The organism is Neisseria sp. P0021.S007 (assembly GCF_051956855.1).
Genome location: NZ_JBQCXA010000994.1, coordinates 1 through 554, shown reverse-complemented (window position 1 = coordinate 554; position 554 = coordinate 1). Strand labels below are relative to the sequence as shown.

Below are 554 nucleotides of genomic sequence, written 5' to 3'. Positions count from 1 at the left end.
ATCGTATTCGGGGAAGTGGACAGGTAAGCCGTAAAAAAAACAGCCTGCACTTTTCAGGCTGCCTGAAAGCTGGGCAAACAAATACGAGGAATATTAGAAATGAATTTTTGGCATATGCAGATGCATCCAACTGGCGAAATGGAATTTTCTGAAAACATTGATTGGATTTTAGAACACAAAAAAATCATCGGTTTGGGACAGTGGAAAGGCGGAGAAGGTCAAATTGCCGCATTTATCAATGAAATTCAGGTTAATGACATTGTTGCGCTAAAACGCGGTCAAGAATTGATTGCGCTTGTTCAAGTTACCGGCGGAGCATATAAGGTTACCGATGATGCAAATCCGGAAACTGCATGGATTGTGAACCGCCGTCCTATCCGCGTATTGGATTGGGCGATTGACCCAAAAATATTAAAACAGCCGCGCGGTACACTAAACCGCTGCGCCAATGATGATGTGGAAACCACTCAAACCATTAAACAATGGTATGAAGCCGTAGTGAAATCATTTGCAAAACGAAGAGTGGATTTAACCGTTTAAATTAGTCTTCAGGC

The 554-nt window shown here is 42.4% G+C and carries 1 protein-coding gene; it reads left to right on the top strand.

The annotated features are described in order from the left end of the window. Positions 1–114 precede the first annotated feature (114 nt). Entirely contained in the window at positions 115–540 is a 426-nt protein-coding gene (locus tag ACTHUR_RS17150) for a pyruvate kinase (protein WP_440399906.1), read from the top strand. Positions 541–554 lie beyond the last annotated feature (14 nt).